The sequence below is a fragment of the Paenibacillus sp. J31R109 genome, assembly GCF_059692055.1.
The window spans coordinates 879,246-899,437 of sequence record NZ_JCAUAR010000002.1; the positions used below are offsets into that span (position 1 = coordinate 879,246).

The following is a 20,192-nucleotide window of genomic DNA, read 5'->3' on the forward strand; positions in this document are numbered from 1 at the left end:
CATGCGGGAACAAGCGCTGCTTTTCAGCATCCTTATTTTTGCTGAGCCTTTTTCTGCTCGGCTGTAAATTCCTCGATGATTTTATCGCCGCCTTTTTTAAGCCACTCTTCCGTGACTTTGTTAAAGCCAGCCTCATCGATCTCGCCCATGATAAAACGAACACGAGCATCGTTGATTAGCTTATCCAGCTCTGCGCCCAGCTGAGTTTTTGTAGGAGAAAGAAACGGCTCAATGACACTTGGCACCGCATTAGGCATCCCCTCTTCATACAGCTTCTTCACTTTTTTCCCCATATCGGGTTCTGTTGGCCAAGCCAAGGTTGAAGGTGCAATACGAAGCTGTCCTAGATCACCAACCTGATCTTTATACAATTGCTCATTGGTGAACACAGGATTACTGTTCTCTGTTTTGTAATGAACGCCTTCTACGCCCCAAGCAAACGTTTTCAACACATCGTCTTTCAGATTATTCTCAAAATAAGTTAAAATGTCCTTCAGTTCTGCTTCTGTCTTCACACTGGATTTAGGGAACATGAATACACCGGAATAACCTGAGTTCGCTGGCAGCTTAACGCCCTTCGGCCCTTGCAGCCCGATGACAAAATCCATCTTAGCTTTCGGATTCAATTTGTACAGATCAGCATGCTTATTCGGAGCATCATCAATACTTGCCAGATAAATGCCTGCCTTACCCGAGTTGATGTTTTCATGCAATTTGGTACCCTTGATGGCACCGAAGTCCTGATTAATCAACTTTTCATCATACATTTTTTTGAGCAGCTTGAGCGAATCCATGTACTCTTTGGTCATAAAGTCAGGAATCACCTTGCCATCCTGCACGCCCCACTGATTAAAACCACCTAGCGCAGTAACAAGGACAAGACTGGCATCGGTGATCAAATTATCATCCGTCAAAGTCAGACCGTACGTATCATTCTTGCCGTTCTTATCCGGGTCGTTCAATGTAAATGCTTTCGCAACATTATAGAGGTCATCTACGGTTTTCGGCTGCTGCAGACCGAGGTTATCGAGCCAATCCTGGCGGAAAATAATACCCTTTCTAGCAAATGGACGGTCACGGTAGAGCCCGTATATTTTACCATCTACAGAGATATTGTTGGCGATCTTGTCATTCCAATATTTCTTGATATTCGGAAAATCCTTGAGGTAAGGTCCGACTTCCCAGAAAGCACCGGAACGGACGGCATTAATAATCGCCGAATTCTTGGTGTCTAATACGACCATCACTTGTGGAAGTTTACCTGAGGCAATGGTCACGTTCAGCTTATCATTGTAGGACGCACCAGGGACGAACGTGATATCCAGCTTGCTATTGGTCTGCTCCTGAATGGCTTTAAAAGCAGCGTTCGTATCATCTGTAGCCGGTGGCTGCTGGCCATAGAAGGGAGACATCATGCTGAATTTGATCTGCTTTTGAGCCTGAGCGGTGCTAGTACTACCTGGTGTCGTCTTCGCACTTTCACTTACGGGATCTCCGCCTCCGCAAGCCGCTAATACGGATGCCATCATGACTGTCGTGCAAGTAACTGCTAACCCTGTTTTCAATTGACCCTTTGTTTTTCGCATATAAACCCTCCGCTATTTCATTTTATTGTATAGAAAGAAAGACGACCTTACCAGACTTGACCGTCTAACCTTTAACCGAACCTAGCAAAACACCCTTGGCGAAATGTTTCTGTAAGAATGGATACAAAAGCAAGATGGGCACAGCCGCTACGACGATAACGGCATACTTGATGCTCTGAGGCGGAGCTGCAATTTCCGAAGCTGCGCTGGCATCCGTAAAACCGCCTGCCGATAGCAGCACAATTTGGCGCAGCCATACTTGAATGGGCCACATTTTCGCATCATTGATGTACATAATGGCCGTAAAATAGGAGTTCCAATGCCCCACCGCATAAAATAGCGCAAACGTAGCCATCGCCGGTAAGGATAACGGAACAACGATTTTGTACAAAATTTGCAAATCATTACAGCCGTCCATTTTTGCTGATTCTTCCAAACCTTCGGGCAGCTGCTGGAAAAAATTTTTCAACAGGATCAGATTAAACGCGCTGATCGCTGATGGGATCCATAGAGACCAATAAGTATCCAGTAATCCAAAGGTTTTAACGACCAGAAACGTGGGGATCATACCTCCGCTGAAAAGCATGGTAATGACAATCAACAGCATGAATTTCCCCCGGCCGCGCAAGGTTTTGCGTGCTAACGGATAGGCCATCAGCGTTGTAAGCACCAAATTGATCAGCGTTCCGACAACCGTAATGAATATAGTGATGAATAGGCTGGTGTAAATGATTTTGGTTGAAAAGATAAATTTGTAGGCATCTAACGATATCTTCGTAGGAAATAGTACAACCTTCTTGATAAGCAGTTCTTCCGACGCCACAAGCGAACCGGATATAACATAAATGAACGGCAGCACCGTAATGACCGCAACGATACCAAGCATCAAATAATTGACTGCATCGAACGCTTTACTGCTTTGGGTACGATCTCTCATGCTAATAAACCCCTTCCTCACCATATTTCTTAGCCATTGCATTTGCAGAAACGACCAGAATGAGGCTTACGAGAGATTTAAACAATCCCACCGCCGTACTGTAACTGAATTGCGCGTTGACCAGACCAGACGTATACACGTACGTATCAAATACTTCAGCAACTTCCCGGTTTCCTGAATTCAACATAAGGAATATTTGCTCGAACCCCGTATCCAAGAAACTGCCTAATCTCAAAATAAGCAACAAGACAATTGTCGTTTGGATGGCAGGTAACGTAATATGCCACAGTTGGTGCCATCGGTTAGCCCCATCCATGCGCGCTGCTTCATACAGCTGCTGATCCACGCCTGAGAGTGCCGCTAAGAAAATGATCGTTCCCCATCCCGTTTCCTTCCAAATGACTTGCGAAGTAATCATCGAGCGGAACCAATCCTTACTTAACAGGAAATTAATCTTGTCCCCGCCAAAGTAAGCGAGAGCTTCATTCACAATACCCCCTTCTGTTGTAAAAAGGGTATACGTCAGCCCTGCAACGACGACCCACGAAATAAAGTGCGGGATATAGATGATGGTTTGCACGAATCTTTTGAAAAACTCCTTCCGCACCTCATTTAGCATCAGTGCTAAAATAATCGGCAACGGAAAGAAAAAGAGCAGATTGTAGACAGCCAACACAAGTGTGTTTCTGAACAGCTTCCAAAAATCTGGATTCGTGAAAAACCGCTGAAAGTGCTGCAAGCCCACCCAATGACTTTTTAAGATCCCCGCAAACGGTTGATAATCTTGAAAGGCAATGACCACACCTAGCATCGGCAAATACTTAAACAAGATGAAAAATAATAAGCCTGGAATCAGCATGCAATAGAGCAGCTTTTCTTTATTGATATCCAGCAATAGCTGCTTCAGATATCCTGGTTTGTGTGATGTGCCCACTGTGGTCGCATGCGACAGCACGCGCTTTCTCTGGGCTGTTGTTCTATTCATCAGTCAATCACATCCTCCAACAATCGTTCACTGCCTTCATGTTAATTGCCTTATGTTGTTTCCGTCGATATTCATTTCGTTGCTAGTTCCAAGCGATAATCATTTTCTTCCGTGCCGTTGTCATCTGCTATCCTTTGGGAAGATATAGACGGAGGGAACTCCACTATATACGGGTTCACCATTACAAACGATCGTGCAATGGTTCGGCTTCATATGGACGTCAATCTGTTGGTCGCGATAGCGATATCCGGTAATCGAGACACTTCCTTCATGCGGTGGCTGCGGGAATATCTCCAGCGTGCCGTCCAAATTCGGTTTGATGCCCGCCATGCCAAACACCAGGGCTTCCGTGCCTGTGAGACCCGCTATGATATTCCCCCGCTTATGGCTCGGAACAGCAGGTCGGTCGCTATAGTGCTCCTGTGGGAAATACGGGAGATGCTTGCCCATCCAGAACAAACGCTTCAGAACATCCCACGCTAACTCGGGCTCACCTTGCTCCCACAACGTAAGCGCTAGCGTTGGACTCTCACCGGTATAGCTGCCTCCACCGGACCAGTCGGGGTCATTCAATTCATAATGCAGCGAGTCTTCAGCGGATATACTGCTAACACCGTAGGGCCCGAGAAAAGCTCCATCATTTAGATGAGTTAATAAAGACTTAGCCATATCTTCGTTGCAAACGCCCATTCTTAATGTATCGAATGCTTGAATCGTATACACCCGCTCTACGTGTCCGTTCGGGTACCTGCACAGAAACCATCCGTTCTCTGGATCCCACAAGTGTTCCCGAATGGCCTCACGGATACGGCGGGCTTTATCACGCCATGTTCCTGATTCTTCATGTCCAAGACGGTCTGCCATATCGGCTAAACGATCATAACACCACGCTCTTTCGGCATTCGGGCTGGATACGACATGCTCATGGGCAGCACTCCTCATCTCGAGCAGATTGTGCTGCTTGCCGTAATCCAACAATTCGCCCCAGGCCGGTAACCTTTCTTCGTCATGAAGCAGTAGATTTTTCAGCAAATCATATAGTTCTAATCCTTTGCCATACTGTGTCACATTGCACCAAACTAAATTGTAGAAGGACCAGAGACTGTAGGAATAAGGAACATCCTTACCCAGCCCACTAGGAGCAAATCTCGAGTGCCGCTCAATGCCGCTTCGCGCCATCATGTGCGCCAGCTCGATTACTTTGTCACTTCCCAGCATCAGTCCTAGCATCCGAGCTGCATAACCTCCGGTATCCCACGGGTAACAACATATTCCGGCGCCTTCCATCCCTGCTACGACGGGAAAGGGCTGCATAGCAAAGTCGGGATGCTCCCATAGACAGATCAGACCGCTGACAAGCGAGCGCCGATAGTAATCTTCAAGCCCGGGAATGTCGCTCGTTAATTTGGGGATAGCTTCACTATAGCGCTGAATCCGATTCTCCCAGACCTCATGCGTTCGCTGTTCCCATGTCGCTAGACTTTCATCCATACCGACAGATTCTCCAGCCTTCGTCAGCAGTATAGCTGCACGATAAACCGCCTCTTCCCCAGACCCTACAAGATCAGGTCCAATTTCTTCCTGCAAAAGCGTAACCCTAACTTGATCGTTCTCCCATGTACCCGCTCCAACTTCGCACACTTGTTCCCCCATAGAAGGATGGCCGAAATCCCAATCGTTCAGGGATTGGAAGCTTGGGTGGCCAGGCGTAACGCGCGGAAACATGTTCAGCTTCATACTGCGGTCCGTCCGATTTACGACCCGAACTGTTAACACAAATCCAGCACGATCCGTAAGCGGAACAAGTGAGCTTCGCACGGAGAGTGAAATCAGACGATCTTCCACGAAGTAATGGTACGTGCCTGTCCGTTCGATTCGATCCGGTCGCCATTCGGCTCCTGCGTACAACAGTCCACAGTCCCCTTTCCCGCGGTTTCCTGTATCACTCACGCAATGTCCGTCCGCCGTTAAATCAAGCAGCATCTCCATATCCTGCGCGGCAAACGGTGGTGAGAATAACCCGCTGACACCAGCAACCGTACCCGCAATTGGCGCAACTGTACTAAATCCACTGCCTACCCAAATGTGATTAGCTGGAGCCACACTAGCACGCAAATCGAATGCAAAGTCGTTCAAATGATAAGTCATGATTCACCTTTCCTTTTCCTCATACAGTCAGTCGTTCATAGTCGTATTCGATGTATCCAATTCTCTAGCATTCGTCGACCTCCTCATCTTAAAGAGCGCACTCCGTTTCCGTCGATATTCATTCTGTTGGTTCTTATGCTTTAAACCCGCAGCCCGTGGTTAGATAAGCAAAAAGTAATCATCAACTGTTATTACATTGTCATTTTCTGCTGGGATCGTTTAACTAACCTTCGAAACAGAATGTTCCTTTCCCTAAAATATGGAACATTTTACGACAATTAATGGTATAGTTAGGTAGAATTCCATCCAAAATTCTACATTTTTTAGGGAGAGATGTCTTTTGAGTAAGAGATTACTATGTTTACTAGCTTTGTGTTTATTTATGCTCTCGTTTGGTACTGCTGCTTATGCGGAATCAAGTATTGAAGTCAAACATGGCAGTATTATCTTAGATTCGCCGATGGTAACAGGAGAAATAGATCATAATGACACATCTTCTGTCATCCTCACTAAAGATGGTATTACGATGATTCCTACTTTCGTGCTGAATAAGTTACAAAGCCAAAGTCTGGAGACGCCATTATTGTTCACCGAAAAAAATAACGCTGTCAGTATGTGGGATCTCCGAGATGAGATTGAATATACGTTGCAAGTTGGTTCGAACAAGGTAACGAAGTTAGACAAGAAGCATGTAAAACTTGGTGAATTCACGTTATCAACCACCGTGTCCGTTCATTTAGAAGGCGACATTATTTTTATACCTATTGATTTCTTCCAACTTCTCGGCTTCTCCACAAGCTATGACAATGGAAAAATAGTGACAATTGACTTTACTCGGAAGTCTTCATCAGGCAGTGGAAGCTCGTTGGACGAGGTAGCTTCTCTATTTCCTGTCAAGATAGGACGCAAATATGGCTTCATGGATAAGAGTGGGTATCTGAAAATACAACCGAACTTCGATGGAGCAAGCCCTTTTTCTGAAGGATTGGCTGCCGTGAAGGTAGACGACAAGTGGGGATATGCAGACACAACAGGAAAAATCGTGATAACTCCCCAGTATCACACGGCATCTACGTTCTCAGAGAGTAAAGCCATTGTGAGTTTGGAAGATCAAGACGGCGTCAAATTCGGCTACATTAATAATAAAGGTAATAAAGTGGGCAACATCATGTACGAGTTTGCACTGCCTTACAAGGAAAATTTTGCACCAGTCGTAACAGGGAAATACTTTGCCTTTCTCAACCGCGATGGCTACATTCAAATTTATAAAAGTTTTGAGGACGCTTCGTCCTTCTCAGAAGGATTAGCTCGAGTAGCCGTCGCTAACAAATACGGATTTATTGATAAAAGCGGCTCCCCTGCTATTGCTTATCAATATGACAAAGCATCAGATTTCTCCGAAGGACTTGCTGCTGTGAGTTTGGATGCCAAGTGGGGCTATATCAACATAGAGAATACAACAATAATTCCCCTGCAATTCGAGGATGCTTCTCCCTTCTCAGAAGGATTGGCTGCTGTTAAAAAAGGTGGCAAATACGGCTTCGCCGATCCGACCGGGAAGATTATTATTTCCCCTCAGTTTGAAAAGGCTGGATCTTTTGAGTCGGGCTTCGCTCCTGTGCAGCAATCCGGGAAGTGGGGATTTATTAACAAACAAGGAAATGTGGTAGTACAGCCTCAATATGACTTCGCGTATATAGAACGTGGAGGAATGTTTCACGTACAGAACAACGGAAACAACTTGTATATAGACCATCAAGGACGTCTCATTCAACCATTGAATGAAAAAGGTGAAGAAATTAACCTTGTTAACGTGCAAGGTAAGGTGATAGAAGTGAACGGAAACCTATTAAATCTGGAAGTACCGCCCGCACTTGTTGATGGGAGTACACTTGTACCTCTGCGTCCTATTCTAGAGAGTTTGAATCTCAAACTGGATTGGAATGCAGCCAAACAAACCATTACAGCATCCAAAGATGGTTTGACGATCTTGCTGCAAATCAATCAATCTACCGCTACTGTAAATGGTCAACAAGTCGCTCTGCCCGTGCCGCCACAAATCATTAATGGCTCTACCATGGTACCTGTCCGTTTCATTTCTCAATCCGTTGGCGCACAAGTCGACTACACTCCCTATTCGCCGGTAGAATTCGATGTTGACTTATTTACTAGCCTTAATATTACGAATAATAAAGAGATCCAGGCATTTTTGCTTGCTAAAGAGAATTATGAAGAAGCTCAACTACACGGAGCTGCCGCCACGGCTGCAGCGGAGGAAACCTTGTATAGTACGGGAGAAGCACTATTGGATGTACAAGATAATCTGCTCAAAGAAGTCGATTATAAATTCGGCAAATTGATAGATGCAGCTCCTCAAAATGCAGGAGTATACATTCAATATGCCATTCTTTTGAACGAGCTGGGTCATTTATTCGAGGACAATTCGATTTATGGTGCAGCCAACATGATTGCTACGGAAGCTGGTAAAATTGATCTGAAAGCATTCCATTTTTATCAGCTATATGAAGCAGATCTCTATGGGGATGACGCAGAAATTGCCAAGAAATATCAAGTTGCTGCTGCAGCAGACCCTTACATCGTTTTGAATCATGTACTTAAAAGCGATTATTACTATGAGGCAGGGCTAGCTTTTAGCAAAATGGATAGTACGAAAGATTACGCCATCTATTGCTTGAAGAAAGCAGCAACGCTTGAAGATGCAACTATTGCGAATAAAGCTAAGCAACTGCTAGCTAGTAAATATAAGATTCAACAATGAGGAATTTTCCATATTTAAATCGAAAACGGAGCTCGCACATTGGCGAACTCCGTTTTTATTCTTTTCAAGACACCAAATCCCGCTCCTGCTTCACTTTCTTCCCACTTTTATGCGAAGTCACCAAAGTCACACCAACAACCAGAACAACAGAACCAATAATCTGGGCTAGGTTAACGCTAGTTCCTAACAAAAGAAAGCCAACAAACATAGCGATGAAAGGTTCTAAATTAATATACGTGGCAGCTCGACTTGCTCCAACCATTTTCACTTGGTAAGCCCAGATCAGTGAACATATCGCCTGTATGACAACTGCGGAGAGCAGAAGTAATCCCCATGCCCATAATTGTTCACTAACATGAATGACAGGTTCAACCACAATAACGACGGGATATAGCATGCTAGTGCCGATCGCTGTACTATACACAGTTATGACAAATGGATTTATCCTGTTTGCTATTTTCTTAGTCTGAATAATCGAGACGCTAAATGCAATCATGGAGATGAATATCATTCCCATTTCCATGTTCCAATGCACTTCTTTTCCAAAGCCAATGACCAAATAGACACCGAACAGCGCCAAAATGGATCCTAGGGCTATTCGCATGGTAATGGCTTCTTTCAGAAAAAATGCGGCTAGAATAGCAGTTGTCATAGGGACCAATGCGATGATTAATGCAGCTGTTGTCGCATCTGTTTCTTTTAAACCAATAAAGAAGGTGCCATGATGAATGAGTACAGCGGTGATTCCGAGCGGCACTAGTTGCTTCCAATCCTTTAGGCTCACGCGGACTAACTTTCTTGTAAGGAGACCGTAAATCAGTAAGACGATAATAGATAAGGTTAATCGTAACGCGGCCAGCAACAAAGGGGAAAACTCCTTTGAAAGCATGGAAGCAAACACAAAATTGCTTCCCCAAAGAGTTACACAAAGCAAGAGCAATCCGTCTGCCCGTTTCAACACTTCCACCGTCTTTCCTACAGGTAACTAAACTACTCAATCATTGATTCCAGCCGCACGCTCTATACGAATCGCATGGTACAGTCCGATGTAATAGCCAGATGAAGCAGGGTCTTTGTCAACTACCTGGAAGGAAAGCTTATGTTTGCCTTTATCGAGCAACGTTTGGCCAATGGAAATTCGCTTGACCGGGATGGAGTCGTCTGTCTCACAAAATTGGTTAATCGGATTACCAAAGGAAGCACCGTCTACATAGGCCTGAACGATTCCCCGATCCCGTCCCATGGTATAATCCACAAACAGTTCCACCTTACACGTGTCATTAGGCCACTGGAACTCCATTTCAACATGCTGTCCCAACTCAAAAGCTTTACAAACCCTACCTTTGCCAATATGCTGTTCCGGCTCAAACGACAGTCCTCCTGTGTGCCAAGGGAACAAGCTTTGGACCTCGTACACATAAACTTGAGATTCGATAGGGTTCATTTCTTGCTGCACATAGGCTTCCGGCTCAGGCCATGAACTATCCAGCACTTGCGCTTCTACTTCTTCTGGAAATGGAAACAGCAGTCTTGCTCCAAAAGAAAGAAAGTTTGCGCTATTCATCGGTGATTGTAAAGATAAGGGCAGCGTATAACTGTGGAGTCGATCGCCATAGCTTCCTGTTGTTGATCGGACACAATAGGTTTCGCCTTTGACATCCAGCCAGCATGCCAATTCGCTATCGGGATTTTCAGCCTCACTCCGGTCAAAATTCTGCTCGCAATGGGCCCAGTAGCAAATGCGATAGGTTTCCCCCGTCTGCAACTCAAATGGTAATTCAATGCCTTCGATCAGCTGTTTACTCGTAATCAGAAGCGTTCGGTCTGCATCTGGATCAGACCTCCAATTGGACGTATGGACATCTGGCGGCAGCAATCGGCTTACTCGAATAGCTACGGTGTCTGGCACGGAAATACCAGCTGCGAGGTTATCCTTGAATTGAACCTTTTGTAACGATGGACCACTAACATGGAAAAAAGTGCTGAACATCAGCGGATTTCCCGGTGCTGGCTCACCATCGTAAACTTTTGCCATTTTCAAATACGCTTTGCGCTGAAAAACCCCGGACATTGCGGCGTATTTGGCCTCCATATCAGACAGACTACTCACGAAAGGAGCGATATCCGCACCAGCTTTGTAGAGATACACCAACGCAATCATGGCACATACGATACAGACAATATCATGAGATTTGTATTTCCGTTCATTCATCGGATTTTCGGCACCATCATAGAACCATCTGCCGTCTGTCTCCCACTCCCGGATTAAATACCATAATAAGCCACGAGCATATTCCAACAATCGCCCTTTCATTAAGGGATCCGATTCGTAGTAGCCGGTTTTTGCAACCGCCATCGTTACTAAAGCGATTACATTATCCGTCGCGTCGACGACTGGATTTCCTACAGACTCTCCTGTCGGATTATACTCCGTCCAATAATAAACGCGGCCATTCCAAACACCTTTATGGAATCCGTATCGAGGCATCTGCTTCATAACAAACGTTCTCGCGTCCTCCAAATAATGCTGGGTTCCGGTTCGCTCATACATGTTGATGTGAAGAGAAGCTATCGCTGAGCATACGTGATGATCGGGCTCGTGAAGGCTCCACTGATAGCCGTATCCATCAAACCATGCCCAATCGAATACATAATCCCAACCTCCAGCCCAGTCGGGACGCGGGTATGACGCCGCTGGATAGAACTGTTCAACAAAATCGTTCGTTCCGTCATCTTTCCAGCGTGTAAATCGAAGAAAGGCAAGAAGTTCTTCCGCTCGGTGCCAGAACCGTTGATCTTCCGTTAAGACGAAAGCAGGCAAATAATCCTGCAAAACATAGTCATGCATGCGTCTCGGATAATAATGACTGCTGTAGGTGAGGGTTTCCTTGTCATGCCCCGTCATGAACGGTTGAAATGGCATGGTGTCATCCTTGACTAGTCGTTCCTGTACTGGTTTTCCTATCGCATTGGAGACAACTGGCGTTTCATTATCCCTTTTCACCGTATCATTCGCTACTTGGAACGTCACATGTTTTTCTTCCATTTCCGTTAGTCCCCAAAAAAACGAGCGAAACAATGGGACCTTCCATATGTTTGTAGAGGGTGATTGCAATGGGAGAACAGGCAGATTGCTCCAAAATTCGTCTGAAGTAAGAACCTCATTCATATCTTCCACATCGTAAACGAGATAGGGCTCACCATGCGCATTCCTTCGTAATGAACTCTTCATTTCCATGCCTCCACTTCACATTCAATTCAATAACATGTATCATACTTGTATTGTAATTGAAAAACGATTAAAATACGACTGAAAATGTTTTTTCTTTTTAAGCTATAATGAAAACAACCAAACAAGAATGGAAGAATGATACACAATGAAGCGAGAAAGCCAATTTCGGTACTCCCAGCTAGCCAACATACTACGCGAACAAATTCTTTCCGGGTATCTAAGACCGGGTCAATATCTGATGTCTGAACATGAACTGTGCAAACACTACGATATGAGTAGAACGTCCGTCCGTAAGTCCTTAGAAGAATTATTGAAAGACAACTTCATTGTCAAAAAGGCAGGACAAGGCACAATTGTCTCTCCCGATCTCGTTATTCCCGCGACACAACGGAAAACGCTGCGGATCGTTGCCATCTCCCCTTCCCATTTTGCCGATATCGCTATGCCGTTAATTATTGATAGCTTTCAACAAAGTCACCCGAACGTAGATGTCAAATTACTAAGCTTACCTGCTCATGATTTTTGGGCATCCATACGCACAAGCAGTGAAATGGGACTGCAGCCCGACATCATTTTGGTGAGCGATCGGCAGATTATGGAGTCGGAGGGGGAAGCGGAAACCTTTTATGATTTGCGAGAGCCGTTAAAAGATTATCTGCCTGCCATGTATCCTCGTATGGTAACTGCCTTTCGCCGAGACGATGCTATGATTGCTGCGCCGGTTACTTTCTCAACCGTTTATCTGGCGTATAATCCGAATTTATTTGATACATACAACGTACCTCATCCAGGTCCACATTGGACCCAAGAAGATTTCATCCATGCTGCGCAGAAGCTTACAGTAGACACAGATGGCGATGGTATCGTCGACCAATATGGTTTGTCTCTCCATTCCTCTTCGAATCGCTGGCCCGTATTGGCCTTGCAGAACGGTTTCAAATTCAAAGGCACGTCGCAAAAAGAACCCCTTATGGCTACGTTAACCTTTATTCATGATCTGCTTTATCGTTTGCGGATCGCTACGTTAACATCGCAATTTCATGCAACATCAGAGGCTTTCATTCATGAGAAAGCAGGCATGGTGCTGACTACATCCATTGAGCTTGCTGGCTGGAGAAACGGAAATCTTGGCTTTGAACCACAAGTTGCTCCACTCCCCTTTGGCAATGAGAAAGCTACCCTGCTGTTAGCTAATGCTTTTATGGTGCCAGCCGCCTGCAACGAGTTGGAGCTAGCCGTCCAATTTCTTCAATCTGCGTTCAACCCTGACGTACAGGACTTAATCAGTAGGACCTCTCAGTTCCTATCTGTCCTGAAGTCCATCAACGAGAAGCTTTGGGATGCGGATACACTTCAATCTCTTCATATTGTGAACGATGCGATTGCGAACAGCTACTTTCAGCATGAGGTATTTGCGGATTGGAGTAATCTTGAGGAGATGGAGGCTGAGATGGGGCTATATTGGGCTGGACTGGAGTCGGCGTCATCTGTTGCTGAGGCAATACTGAATAAGATACTTGCCTAATTGATATGCTCACGCGTAAAGAACCACCGTATCATCACGGTGGTTTCATTCTATAATTCCTTAAATTAATCAGCTGTGACCCATGTCACATCTTTCTTCACCAAGTCTTCTTCCCATTCTTTTGGTGCCGGGACATCACTTACAATCACATCGATATCTTTCAAATCTGCTATTTTAAAAAACTGGACATGTCCAAACTTGGATTGATCCGTTAGCACAATGCTCTGTTTCGCATGTTGAATAAATTTTTGCGTCATTTGGGCTTTGCCTTCGTCGAAGCCTGTTATCCCCTTATCTAACATGATGCCATCTATGGCAAGAAAGGCTTTGTCCGCATAAAAGCTTTCCACCATTTTCTCCGCAAGTGATCCACTCACCCGGGAGTGCGTCGTGTTCACTTTTCCCCCAATAAGATAAATATCACCCGAGAAAAGTTCCTTGTTCTTGTAATAGATCAATAAGTATAGCGCTGGAATGGATATCGTCAACACTTTCAAATTCTTCTTATTTAATAAATAGTCAATGATATGCAGCGTCGTTGTACCGTCATCAATAAAAATAACATCATTGTCCTCGACTAAAGTAGCCGCAGTTCTTCCGATTCTACGTTTTTCTTCTGCATGAAGTACTTCTCTTTTGAGATGAGAGGGCTCTTCCCGAGATAGATTGATTTTCACCGCCCCGCCATATACGCGTTTCAACATGTTCTCTTCTTCCAGCTCTTCCAGATAACGACGAATGGTCTCCGAGGAGACATTCAAATGTTCGACCAAATCATTCGTCTTTACTCTGCCTTCAAGATTCAGCTGGTTAAGAATATAGTCTTTTCGTTCTTCCCCGATCAATGACATGGTGGATAAGCCTCCCGTTTATACTGCTTGTGTACACATTATATGGCTTTATTTCGGCATTTGCCAAGCAGCTGTTCTTTTTTTAACCTTAATCATGATGAGCTCATAGAAGACACGCACTACAATATTCGTAGCTACAATGAGCGTAGACATCGCGGCAGCGGCAGCTACGTCTCCGGCGTCTTCCATATTTACCAAAGCGACAGCAGCTAAATTCATATCCGCCGAGCGCAGGAATACAACAGCAGATACCGTAACCATCGCATTTACGAAGAAATACATCGCAATTTCAACAATGGCAGGTAAGGACATCGGAACAGTAACTTTTAGAAATGTCTTATAAAATGGCACACGCATCGATTCCGAAACGAGCTCGAATTCTTTATCCAGCTTTTGAAGTGCAGTAGTCGCTGTAATAAAAGGTACCGCATAGAAATGCGTAATATTCGCTAATACGATGATAGCCATCGTTCCATAGATCCAGTTCAACGGATTGCTCGGATCGTTAAAAAAGAAAATATAAGCTAAGCCAATAACCATGCCTGGAAGCGCAAGCGGAAGAATAGAAAGGAAATAACCGACTTGTCTCACGCCCTTCATTGTTCTCGTCTTTTCAATTAAATAAGCGAAAACGAAAGTAATTACCGTTCCGCATACTGCCGTAATCAGTGAAACCTTCAGCGAATTCCAGAACGGCTCTAACCCTGAACCGGCAACTCCAGAGAAATCATAATGCTTCAAGCTGAAGCTCAAGTTATAGGGCCATACCTTAATGAGCGAAGCAAATACGATCGTGAATAAAGGTATCAGAATGAGACTAGACAGGGTCCAGCACACTGTACGATAAAAGGTGTCCCTCCCTTTGCCCTCAGGCACGCGATAAGGAGTTGATTTCGAAGACTGCATGGAACGCTGTCTTCTCGAAACCAATCGGTCAACCACGAAAGCAATGACAGCCGGGATCGTAAGTAAGATTCCCACCGTGGCACCCATCGATAAATTTTGTTGCCCGATCACCTGTTTGTAGATATCCGTGGCTAGCACGTTAAATTTACCTCCGATCGCTTGAGGCGCGCCGAAATCCGTGAAACATGCTGTGAAACAAACGAATATAGCACTAATTAACCCATATTTGACAGAAGGCAACGTAACCGTAAAGAATGTTTTTAACTTAGAAGCTCCTAGTGATTCCGCTGCTTCGTAGAGTCGTTGATCGGACATCGAAAGTGCAGTAATAAAGATGAGAAACGCTTGAGGAAATAAGTAAATGACCTCCGAAATCACAATGCCAATTGGACCGTAGATCGGAATTCGCAATCCTGGCAAAAGGCCGAAAAATCCGTTCGTGATTATACCCTGATTACCAAAAAGATACGTTAAGGCGATTCCGTGCATCATCGTCGGTTCAAACAATGGCAACAAGGCTACATAATGAAAATAACTTTTGCCGCGAATCGCTGTCCGACTCAGGCCGTAAGCGTAAGTAAAGGCGAGAGCAACCGCGATAACGGTAGAGAGCACTGAAATTTTAAGCGTATTCGTTAAGGATTGCATGAGTGCTGGGGTTGAAAAATAGTGAACAAAATTGGCAAGCCCTACAAATTGGTCATCTTTATTCGCAAATGCTTTGCTGAATAGCAGAATTAATGGGATTAGCGTGCTCGTCGTTAACGTAAGAACAAGAATAACAATTAACACATTTTGCAAGGTGAAAAAGGCACCTAGATTACGGCGAATTGGTACATACATGCTGACTGTTCCTTTATTCATTAGGCACCTACCATGGCTTCCGACGAGAATGTAATCATTTTCTCTTGCGGGAATTCTACGGACACCGTTGCATGCTTCACAATCTCAAGTTGATGAGCGAGATGTGCCGAAACATCGACAGTAATCAGTGTATCCGCATCGATCCCTTTCACTGATGAAGGTTCGAGAAGCAGTCTGTAAAAAGCACCTCTAAATTCAATGTGTTTGACAACCGCTTGCATACCGCGATTTCCGCCAGGGGCTGAGAGTCGAATGTGTTCAGGACGTACAGCCTGCTGCTGCAGACGTTCGCCATGTGATCCTACTTGTAAGAAATTGATAGAGCCAATAAAATCAGCAACAAAGGGAGAGTTAGGCTCATCATACACTTGCTCTGGGGTTCCCACTTGCACCACCTCGGCATTCTTCATCACGACGATGCGATCTGCCATCGTGAGCGCTTCCTCCTGATCGTGCGTAACCATCACCGTGGTGATGCCAAGTTTGTCTTGCAAATCGCAGATTTGCTCGCGAAGCTTTACGCGTACTTTGGCATCTAAAGCGGAAAGCGGCTCATCCAGCAGCAAGAAATCCGGCGTCAACACGATGGCACGAGCCAAAGCGATCCGCTGCTGCTGTCCGCCAGAAAGCTGGGCAGGATACCGATCATGCAGATGCAAGAGATCAACTAAGGAGAGGACTTCCCTCACTTTCTCGTCAATCTCTTTCTTCGTGAATTTCTTGCCTTGTAACCCGTAGGCCACATTCTGATAGGCCGTTAAGTTTGGAAACAGCGCGTAGGATTGAAACACCATGCCGAAGTTCCGCTTGGCCGGAGGCAGCCCTGTAATGTCCTTCCCATTCACGATGACTCGTCCCTGCGATGGCTTCTCCAAGCCGGCAATAATTCGGAGCAGCGTTGTTTTGCCGCATCCACTAGGTCCCAGCAGGCAGATGAATTCATTTTTCTGAATATCGATATGAACATCCTTCAAAGCCGTGAAATTACCGAATGATTTATTTACACCCTGTATGGACAGGTATGGTTGTGTCATAATAGAGCCCCCTTCATCTTCCTAAATTAAGTATAGGCTTGGATTGTTACCTTATTGTTAAGCGTGTGTATGTTTTGTGTTATTCCTTTGTTTTGGTTGGTTTTTAATAATTTCATTCCCATGGAAACAAAAACGACTGGCTGCAACACAGAATTCGCAGTCAGCCGTTTTATAGGTTTACACTTATTTTTTCGGTTCGCTTTTCGCGTTATAACGCTTGTCCCACTCCGTCAAAATGCTGTCACGGTTTTTCGCTACTTCGTTCAAGTCATTCTTAATCAACTGTTTCATAGGGTCTACTGAGTAACCATCTGGTATTTTAGCGGAATCTGTTTTGATGGCCAAAATCGCATAATTTTTGTTGTATTCTTTCATCACTTCATCGGTAATTGCCCAATCCAGAAAGTCTTTCGCAACTTGCTTCACGACTTTCTTTTTCATCAAGGCATTCGCTTCTACATCCCAGCCTGAACCCTCTTTAGGGAATACAACTTCAACTGGTGAACCTGTTTTCTTCTCTTGAATCCCACGGTACCCGAAGGAAATGCCAATCGGATATTCCCCCGTGCCTGCCAGTTTGGCTGGTTTAGATCCAGAGAGTGTATACATAGCAACGTTGTTATGCATTTTACTCATAAAGTCCCAAGCGGCATCCTTGCCTTTCAATTGAATCAAACCGGATACCGTCAAGAAACCAGTTCCTGATGAGGAGGGATTCGGCATGGTGATAAGGCCTTTGTACTCTGGTTTTGCCAGGTCTTCGTAGGATTGCGGGATGGCTAGTTTACGCTTCTCCATCTCCACTTTGTTTACGATGAAGGCTGTTTCCCAAGCATCAATACCCACCCAATGGGGAACTGCATTTTTATCTTTAAAATCAGGAAGAATCCGCTCTACGCCTTTTGGTGAATAGGCCTCCAACATCGCATTCTGGTCAAGCACCAGCAAGCTTGTTGCAGCTACTCCCCAGACAACATCTGCTTGAGCATTGTCTTTCTCTGCCAGTAGTTTAGCGGTAATAATCCCTGTTGAATCCCGAACGATGTTTACTTTCACATCGGGATATTTCGCTTTAAACGTGGTTAAGTACGTTTTGATAATATCATCTTCCAATGCCGTATAGACCGTTAAATCTTTGCTTTTGGTATCAACCGTTGCTTCTGTCGCTGCATTTGTTGCTGTTGATGTCGCTGGACTCGTTTTCGCCCCATCTGTCGGTACGGCTTTACCACCACAAGCTGCCAGCATACATACAACCGTCAGTAACGCTGCTGTAGAGCCAATCGTTTTTTTCATTTTTTCCCCACTCCTTTTTTAAATGAATGCATAAGTTCAATTTGATAAGTTAATTGTAAAATAGTTTTGTAAAATACATATTAAATACAAGTTAAGATATTGTCTTTTATTTCTTTTTGTTGCTTTTATGTTGATTTCCAAAACAACTGATTTTCTACTCCCTGCAATAAGCGTTCAATATCAGCAAGATGGACATCGCCAATATTGCCAATTCGGAACGTAGCTGCTGCCGTTATTTTGCCTGGATAGATCACGAAGCCTTCTTGTTTAATGCGTGCATAGAACTCTTCGAAGGAGTATACCGGTGATTCTGGGTATAAGAATGACGTAATAATCGGTGATTGAAGCTCAGTCGGCAATAATGTCTGCAACCCCAAGCGCTCCATACCAGCAACTAGCGTCTGTTGATTTCGTTGGAATCGTTCGAATCTTCGTGCCACTCCGCCCTCTTCTTCCAGCTCCTGAAGCGCTTGATCAAAAGCGCGAACCGTATGCGTCGGGGACGTATAACGCCATTTGCCATTGCCGATCTCCATCGTTTCCCATTGATCATAGAGATCTAGGGATAGGGAGCGCGCTTGGTTTTTACAAGTGTACAGCGCTTCTTTACGAGCAATAATAAAACCAAAGCCAGGCACACCTTGGATGCATTTGTTAGCGCTGCTGATCAGATAATCGATGTCGAGCTCAGCTACATCAATCGGGATGCCGCCAAAGGAGCTCATCGCATCAACAATAAGCGTTTTGCCGTAATGTTTGGCAACTCGAGCGACATCCCCAATCGGGTTCATCATCCCAGTCGTCGTTTCCACATGAACAACCGCTACATGCGTGATGGAGGCATCCACTTTGAGAACTTCCTCCAACTGGTTCACGTTCACGGGTTTGGTTTCTCCTGAGTCAAGTACAAGGGAATCCATCCCGAGAACTTCCGCCATTTGCGCAATTCTTTTACCATAAGCCCCATTGGTTAAAATGAGCAGTTTACCGTTCCTCGGTATAACAGAGCCGATAACAGACTCCACGCAGAATGTTCCGCTTCCTTGCATAAGCACGGTCGTATAGTCGTCCGGCTTCGAGGAAGCCATTGTGACAAGACGACTGCGAATGGATTGTACAAGCTGATTGTAGTCTTGATCCCACGTACACCAATCACGGAGCATGGCCGCTTTTACTTTCTTGCTTGTAGATAGTGGACCCGGTGTTAACAAAACGTATGGATTATCTGGCAATTGATTCGTGTTCATACTCATGGACGTTCACCTCGTTGAATTCGTTGATTGATAACTGGAATTAAAGCATCTAACTCGCCAATGGTATCAATGACATAATGGGCGCCTTCTTCATGGAACTTGGCCGCGACGATCGTTACGCGCTGCTGCAGCACATCTGGCTCACAAAGCGCCACTTCCGCTTCACTCATGCCCAGCTCACTGCTCCCTTTCACAACACCTACCGTCCAAGTTCCAGCGTTTACACCTTCTCTTATATCACTAACGGTATCCCCAACCTTGATCATGTTCGACATGGGATAGACGTTCAAAACTTCCGCATTCTTGTACATCATCCAAGGATACGGGCGACCCGCAGGTACATCATTCGGCGTTACCAAATGGTCGGGAGCATAGCCGCGCTTCTTCGCTTCTTCTGTGACAATGGCCATCATCTCGGCCGTGTAGCCTGTCGTTGATCCAATACGAATGTTGGCCTCACGTAATCGATCAACCAGAGCAAGTGCACCTGGAATCGGCTCCGCATACTGATGAACGACTGCCAGCATCATCGGTTCGAAATCCGCATAAAGCGCGTCAACATCTGACTCCTGAGGGAGTTGTCCGAAACGCTCCTGCCAGAGTCCCGCTACACGCTCCAATTGCAGAATTGCGTGGATGTGATCCCGCTTCAGCAGCCCCATCGGTGCTCTTGCCTCGTCGATTGTGATCGCAATCTCTCGCTTGTGGAACACTTCCATAAATACATTTAACGGTGCAAAACACCCGTAATCCACCATCGTTCCTGCCCAGTCAAAAACAACTGCTTGTATCATTT

14 protein-coding genes are annotated in these 20,192 nt (G+C 45.1%); 2 read left to right on the forward strand and 12 right to left on the reverse strand.

The features are described 5' to 3' along the window. Positions 1–32: 32 nt before the first annotated feature. The 4 genes from AC58QT_RS09620 to AC58QT_RS09635 form a co-directional block, all read right to left on the reverse strand. A complete protein-coding gene (locus tag AC58QT_RS09620) occupies positions 33–1,586 on the reverse strand; it encodes an extracellular solute-binding protein (protein ID WP_497408721.1) in 1,554 nt (517 codons plus the stop codon). Between the two features lie 64 nt (positions 1,587–1,650). Further along, entirely contained in the window at positions 1,651–2,523 is an 873-nt protein-coding gene (locus AC58QT_RS09625; RefSeq protein ID WP_497408722.1) for a carbohydrate ABC transporter permease, read from the reverse strand. A 1-nt stretch (position 2,524) separates the two neighbouring features. After that, positions 2,525–3,382 carry an ABC transporter permease gene (locus tag AC58QT_RS09630; RefSeq protein WP_497408867.1) on the reverse strand — a complete coding sequence of 286 codons (858 nt, stop codon included), beginning with the start codon at positions 3,380–3,382 and terminating at the stop codon, positions 2,525–2,527. Between the two features lie 246 nt (positions 3,383–3,628). Then, entirely contained in the window at positions 3,629–5,656 is a 2,028-nt protein-coding gene (locus AC58QT_RS09635; RefSeq protein WP_497408723.1) for an MGH1-like glycoside hydrolase domain-containing protein, read from the reverse strand. Between the two features lie 340 nt (positions 5,657–5,996). Here AC58QT_RS09635 and AC58QT_RS09640 point away from each other — a divergent pair, with 340 nt between their 5' ends. Next, positions 5,997–8,435: a WG repeat-containing protein gene (locus AC58QT_RS09640; protein WP_497408724.1), complete on the forward strand. Its 2,439-nt coding sequence runs from the start codon at positions 5,997–5,999 to the stop codon at positions 8,433–8,435. A gap of 64 nt (positions 8,436–8,499) precedes the next feature. Here AC58QT_RS09640 and AC58QT_RS09645 read toward each other — a convergent pair whose 3' ends face one another. Together AC58QT_RS09645 and AC58QT_RS09650 are read right to left on the reverse strand one after the other, a co-directional pair. Then, a complete protein-coding gene (locus AC58QT_RS09645; RefSeq protein ID WP_497408725.1) occupies positions 8,500–9,402 on the reverse strand; it encodes a DMT family transporter in 903 nt (300 codons plus the stop codon). Between the two features lie 27 nt (positions 9,403–9,429). Further along, a complete protein-coding gene (locus tag AC58QT_RS09650; protein WP_497408726.1) occupies positions 9,430–11,667 on the reverse strand; it encodes a hypothetical protein in 2,238 nt (745 codons plus the stop codon). Between the two features lie 145 nt (positions 11,668–11,812). On the opposite strand from AC58QT_RS09650, the gene AC58QT_RS09655 reads away from it, so the two are divergent. Beyond that, positions 11,813–13,192: an extracellular solute-binding protein gene (locus AC58QT_RS09655; RefSeq protein WP_497408727.1), complete on the forward strand. Its 1,380-nt coding sequence runs from the start codon at positions 11,813–11,815 to the stop codon at positions 13,190–13,192. A gap of 65 nt (positions 13,193–13,257) precedes the next feature. Here the strand turns inward: AC58QT_RS09655 and AC58QT_RS09660 are convergent, their stop codons facing one another. The 6 genes from AC58QT_RS09660 to phnX all read right to left on the reverse strand — a co-directional run bounded on the left by AC58QT_RS09660 (position 13,258) and on the right by phnX (position 20,190). Then, entirely contained in the window at positions 13,258–14,043 is a 786-nt protein-coding gene (locus AC58QT_RS09660) for a DeoR/GlpR family DNA-binding transcription regulator (protein ID WP_497408728.1), read from the reverse strand. A 48-nt stretch (positions 14,044–14,091) separates the two neighbouring features. Then, positions 14,092–15,813, reverse strand: coding sequence for a putative 2-aminoethylphosphonate ABC transporter permease subunit (locus AC58QT_RS09665; RefSeq protein WP_497408729.1), 1,722 nt, complete (start codon positions 15,811–15,813; stop codon positions 14,092–14,094). Next, complete coding sequence (locus AC58QT_RS09670) at positions 15,813–16,847, reverse strand: putative 2-aminoethylphosphonate ABC transporter ATP-binding protein (protein ID WP_497408730.1); 1,035 nt, start codon at positions 16,845–16,847, stop codon at positions 15,813–15,815. Before AC58QT_RS09670 ends, AC58QT_RS09665 begins: the two co-directional genes overlap by 1 nt. 183 nt (positions 16,848–17,030) lie before the next feature. Further along, positions 17,031–18,143 (reverse strand): putative 2-aminoethylphosphonate ABC transporter substrate-binding protein, encoded by a 1,113-nt coding sequence (locus AC58QT_RS09675; RefSeq protein WP_497408731.1) that lies wholly within the window; start codon positions 18,141–18,143, stop codon positions 17,031–17,033. 125 nt (positions 18,144–18,268) lie between these two features. Continuing rightward, a complete protein-coding gene (gene phnW, locus AC58QT_RS09680; protein WP_497408868.1) occupies positions 18,269–19,375 on the reverse strand; it encodes a 2-aminoethylphosphonate--pyruvate transaminase in 1,107 nt (368 codons plus the stop codon). Between the two features lie 17 nt (positions 19,376–19,392). Next, on the reverse strand, positions 19,393–20,190 hold the full coding sequence (gene phnX, locus AC58QT_RS09685) for a phosphonoacetaldehyde hydrolase (protein WP_497408732.1): 798 nt from the start codon (positions 20,188–20,190) through the stop codon (positions 19,393–19,395). Between the last annotated feature and the right edge of the window lie 2 nt (positions 20,191–20,192).